This is a genomic window from Acidovorax sp. KPB24-03 (genome assembly GCF_057546605.1).
The window spans coordinates 1-4,893 of sequence record NZ_BAAJYR010000262.1 but is presented as its reverse complement, the minus strand read 5'-3'; the positions used below and the strand labels follow the sequence as shown (position 1 = coordinate 4,893).

Below are 4,893 nucleotides of genomic sequence, written 5' to 3'. Positions count from 1 at the left end.
CGCAGACCGGCGGCAGCACGGCGAGCCAGAAGGCGCGCGAGGCGGCCGCCCAGCGCGCGCGCCGCGGCGGCTGGGCGGGCGGACTGCAGTGGTTTTTGCCCCGATGCCGGCGTTTTGATTGCCGGTGTTGCTATCGTTTGCATAGCAGAAGGGGCGCGGCTGGGGTGGGCTCCGGCGGGGCGTGGAAGACGGCGCTGACCATGGTGGGATTCTCCTGGCGGGGGCTGGGGGCGGGCGGCTCGGGCGGGGCCCGGGGTCAGGCCTTGATCTTGAAGCTGTCGGCGTACTTGGCCGGGTCCTTGCCGTCCCAGACGACGCCGTCCATCAACTTGCTGGAGCGCATGTCGCTCTTGGGCAGGGGAACCTTGGCGGCAGTGGCGGCCTGCTTGTACAGCTCGGTGCGGTTGATCGACTTGGCGACGGCCAGGTAGTCCGGGTGGTCCTTGAGCAGGCCCCAGCGCTTGTGCTGCGTGAGGAACCACATGCCGTCGGACAGGTAGGGGAAGTTCACCGCGCCGTCGTTGTAGAACTTCATGTAGTTGGGGTCGTCCCAGGTCTTGCCCAGTCCGTTCTGGTAGCGGCCCAGGATGCGCTGGTTGATGGCGTCCACGCTGGTGTTCACGTAGGCCTTGCCGGCGATGGTTTCGGCCATCTTGTTCTTGTTGGCGAGGCCCTCGTCGATCCAGCGGCCGGCCTCCAGGATGGCGGCCGTCACGGCGCGCGCGGTGTTGGGGTACTTCTGCACGAACTCCGACGTGGTGCCCAGCACCTTCTCGGGGTGGTCCTTCCAGATGTCCTGCGTGGTGGTGGCGGTGACGCCGATGCCGTCCATGATGGCGCGGTGGTTCCAGGGCTCGCCCACGCAGAAGCCGTCCATGTTGCCCACGCGCATGTTGGCCACCATCTGCGGCGGCGGCACGGTGATGACCTTGGCCCCCTTGAGCGGGTCGATGCCGTTGGCGGCCAGCCAGTAGTACAGCCACATGGCGTGCGTGCCGGTGGGGAAGGTCTGCGCGAAGGTGTATTCGCGCTTTTCCTTGGCCATGAGCTGGGCCAGGCCCGCGCCGTCCACCGCGCCGGCATCGGCGAGCTTCTTGCTCAGCGTGATGGCCTGGCCGTTGTTGTTCAGGGTCATGAGCACGGCCATGTCCTTCTTGGGGCCGCCGACACCCAAGTGCACGCCGTACACCAGGCCGTACAGCACGTGGGCGAAGTCCAGCTCGCCGTTGGCCAGCTTGTCGCGCACGCCCGCCCAGCTCGCTTCCTTGGAGGGCACGATCTTCACACCGTACTTCTGGTCGATGCCCAGCACCGAGGCCATCACCACGCTGGCGCAGTCGGTGAGGGGGATGAAGCCGATCTTGACTTCCTTCTTTTCCGGCGCGTCGGAGCCGGCTGCATGCACCATGGAGCGCAGCGCGGGGCTCACGCCCACGGCCCCCACGGCGGCGGCCTGCAGCACGGTGCGGCGGTGGAGACTGGTTTTGGACAGGTCGGTCATGGAAGGCATCCCTTGGCTTGGCTGGCAACGTGAAAAACAAAAAAGGCGTCCTCACACGCCCGCAGGCTGCCTTGGGGGCAGCGCCGCGAGCGGTGGGGACGCCTTTGTCCGGGTTCTGCCAGGTCGCACCCGCCATTGGGTGGGGCCTGGCAATCGACCAACGTTGGTCTTGCCTCCGTCATTGCAAGCCTTGTGCCAGAGCGGGCCATGCGGGCTATTTGCTATTTTTTTTTGTAGCGATATGCCCTAGTGTTGATTGCGCTGGAGGCCTTTTTTGGCTCGAACCGTCCGGCGCCGGGCGCCGCGTGGCCCTGGGCCAAAGCGGGCCGCGGCGCGTGCAGGGCCGGGCACGGAAGCCGCGCGATGGTGCAGTGCCGCACTGCCCTTGTGCAGCGCCGCCGGCCGCGCCGGTCAGCCCAGCAGGTCCGCCACGTCCAGCATGCGCTGGGCCACCTCGACCAGCTTCATGCCCTTGTCCATCGCGCTCTTGCGCAGCTTGTCGTAGGCGGCCTGTTCGGTCAGGCCCTGGCGCTGCATCAGCAGGCCCTTGGCGCGGTCGATGGTCTTGCGGTCCTTCAGCTCGCTGCGCGCATCGGCCAGTTCGGCGCGCAGGGCCTGCTCGTGCTGAAAGCGCGCCATCGCCACGTCCAGGATCGGGCGGATGCGCTGGGGCGACAGCCCGGCCACGATGTAGGCCGACACGCCCGCGGCCACTGCCTGCCGCACGTGGGAGGGATCGTCGTCGTTGGTGAACATCACGATGGCGCGGGGCGCATCGCGGGTGGCCATCACCACGTGCTCCAGCGCGTCGCGGGCGTCGCTCTCGGCGTCCACGATCACCAGGTCGGGCTGCAGCTGCGCGAGCCGCTCGCTCAGGAACACGTCGGCCGGCAGCGTGGCCACCAGATTGAAGTTGTTTTCCAGCAGGCCGATGCGCAGCGCCCGCGAGCGCTCGGCCTGCAGCTGGGCGTGCTCGTCGTCCTCGGCGCCCACCGCCAGGTCGGGGGCCACCACCACGATGCGCAGGGAGTCGGTCATGCCCCAAGCTTAAGCAATAAATACGCCCATGCTGGTGCGCCGGCGGGGTGAAAACCCCGATGGATCGCCGCGGATACCTGAAAGCGCACTGTGCGGGTGCATTAGCACCGCTTTCGGCCTGGGAGGGAAATTGCTAATGGATGTAACTTGCTATGGAGCAGGGGTTACCCGATAGCGTAAGACTCTTCGGTCTTATATACATCCGGATACATGTAAACCACTGAATGGATTGGAGCTGGGTCTATGAGCACACAAGGAAGCAGGCGTGCCGCGCTGCTGGCGATCGCGGCGCTGGCCGCCACGTTGGGGGCAGGGTGCAGCAAGGTGCCCGACACCATCAAGATCGGCGTGGCCCAGCCGCTGTCGGGGCCGCTCGGCGCGATGGGGCAGGATATGCTCAACGGCGTGACGCTGGCGGTGCAGGAGCTCAACAAGTCCGGCTTCACGGTCGATGGCAAGACCGTCACCCTGGAAGTGGTCGCGCAGGACGACCGGGCCGACGCCGACTCCGGCAAGAAAGCCGCGCAGCAGCTGGTGGAGTCCGGCGTGGTGGCGGTCATCGGCAACCTCAATTCGGGCGTCAGCATCGCGGCGGCGCCCATCTATGCCGAAAAGGGCATCGCGCAGCTGGCCATCTCCACCAACCCGCGCTTCACCGAACTGGGCCTGCAGACCACCTTGCGCCTGGTGGCCAATGACAACCTGCAGGCCCGCGCCATGGGCTCGTTCGCGGCCACGCAGCTCAGCACCGCCAGCTACGCCGTGCTGGACGACGGCACGCCCTACGGCAAGGGCCTGGCCGATGGCGCGGCCAAGCAGCTGGCGACGGAGAAGAAGGAAGTCACCGTGCGCCAGTCGTTCGACGACAAGACCACGGATTTCGACGAGGTGGCCCGCCGCATCCAGACGGCGAAGGTGGGCGTGATCGTCACCACGCTCAACGACTTCCAGGTGCTGGCGCTGCTGCAGGCGCTGCAGAAGATCAACTACACCCAGCTGTCCGTGCTGGGCGGCGATACCATCAAGACCACCGACATGGTCAAGGGCATGGGGATGGTCACGGCCATCTATGCCACCTCGCCCGTGCTGGAGGCGCGCGAGTTCATCACCGGCCGCCAGTTCCTGGACCGCTACAACACCGCGTTCAAGAAGCCGCCCGCCTACGGCGGCCACTACAGCTACGACGCCACCTACGTGCTGTCGGCCGCCATCAAGCAGGCCAAGTCCGCCGATCCGAAGGAGATCACCAAGGCCCTGCGGGCCATCAACGGCTACGCGCCCGTCACCGGCACCATGACCTGGGACGAAAAGGGCGAGCAGCGCTACGGCGCCGTGGGTGTGTACAGCCTGCGCGCCGGCAACTGGGAACTGCGCATGCGCTCCGACCGCTGGTGAGCGGGCCGCCGCCCGGCGCCACCACGGCGTCCGAGGCCGCGCCATTCCACGGGGCGGGGAGGGGCGGGCCCCAGGTCCTACACTCGGGCGCATGAGTCTGTTGATCCTCGGAATCGAATCCTCCTGCGACGAAACCGGCTTGGCGCTGGTGCAGTCGCCCACCGGCGACGGGGTGCCCACGCTGCTCGCCCATGCCCTGCACAGCCAGATCGAAATGCACCAGGCCTACGGCGGCGTGGTGCCCGAACTGGCCAGCCGCGACCACATCCGCCGCGTGCTGCCGCTGACGGAAACCGTGTTGGCCGAATCCGGCCGGCGCCTGGCCGACGTGGATGTGGTGGCCTACACGCGCGGCCCGGGGCTGGCCGGCGCGCTGCTCGTGGGCGCCGGCGTGGCCTGCGCCCTGGGCGCCGCGCTCGACAAGCCCGTGCTGGGCGTGCACCACCTCGAAGGGCACCTGCTGTCGCCCTTCCTCAGCGCGGACCCGCCGGAATTTCCCTTCATCGCGCTGCTGGTCTCGGGCGGCCACACGCAGCTGATGCGCGTGGACGGCGTGGGCCGCTACGAAATGCTGGGCGAGACCATCGACGACGCCGCGGGCGAGGCATTCGACAAATCCGCCAAGCTGATGGGCCTGGGCTATCCCGGCGGGCCCGCGCTGTCGCGGCTGGCCGAGCAGGGCGACCCGGCCGCCTTCAAGCTGCCGCGACCGCTGCTGCACAGCGGCAACCTCGATTTCTCGTTCGCCGGCCTCAAGACCGCCGTGCTCACCCAGGCGCGCAAGCTGGGCGACGACCTCGACGCGCGCAAGGCCGACCTGGCCGCCAGCACGCAGGCCGCCATCGTGGACGTACTGGTGCGCAAGACGGCCGCCGCGCTGCAGCAGACCGGGCTGCGCCGCGTGGTGGTGGCGGGCGGCGTGGGGGCCAACCGGCACCTGCGCGAGCAGCTCAATGCCG

The 4,893-nt window shown here is 68.1% G+C and carries 4 protein-coding genes; 2 read left to right on the top strand and 2 right to left on the bottom strand.

Features of this window, described 5'->3' with window-relative positions:
* Positions 1–256 precede the first annotated feature (256 nt).
* Together AC27KI_RS18710 and AC27KI_RS18705 are read right to left on the bottom strand one after the other, a co-directional pair.
* Positions 257–1,501, bottom strand: a complete 1,245-nt coding sequence (locus AC27KI_RS18710; protein ID WP_487089785.1) for a CmpA/NrtA family ABC transporter substrate-binding protein — start codon at positions 1,499–1,501, stop codon at positions 257–259.
* 411 nt (positions 1,502–1,912) lie between these two features.
* Entirely contained in the window at positions 1,913–2,539 is a 627-nt protein-coding gene (locus AC27KI_RS18705; protein WP_272568327.1) for an ANTAR domain-containing response regulator, read from the bottom strand.
* Between the two features lie 243 nt (positions 2,540–2,782).
* Between AC27KI_RS18705 and AC27KI_RS18700 the strand changes: the two genes are divergently transcribed.
* On the top strand, positions 2,783–3,934 hold the full coding sequence (locus AC27KI_RS18700; RefSeq protein WP_487115216.1) for a branched-chain amino acid ABC transporter substrate-binding protein: 1,152 nt from the start codon (positions 2,783–2,785) through the stop codon (positions 3,932–3,934).
* 91 nt (positions 3,935–4,025) lie between these two features.
* The coding region (gene tsaD / locus AC27KI_RS18695; RefSeq protein WP_487115215.1) for a tRNA (adenosine(37)-N6)-threonylcarbamoyltransferase complex transferase subunit TsaD at positions 4,026–4,893 on the top strand (868 nt) is incomplete at its 3' end.

Excerpts from the sequence above, each read along its gene's own strand:
- AC27KI_RS18700 (WP_487115216.1), top strand. The coding sequence starts at position 2,783 with ATGAGCACACAAGGAAGCAGGCGTGCCGCGCTGCTGGCGATCGCGGCG.
- AC27KI_RS18710 (WP_487089785.1), bottom strand. The coding sequence starts at position 1,501 with ATGACCGACCTGTCCAAAACCAGTCTCCACCGCCGCACCGTGCTGCAG.
- AC27KI_RS18705 (WP_272568327.1), bottom strand. The coding sequence starts at position 2,539 with ATGACCGACTCCCTGCGCATCGTGGTGGTGGCCCCCGACCTGGCGGTG.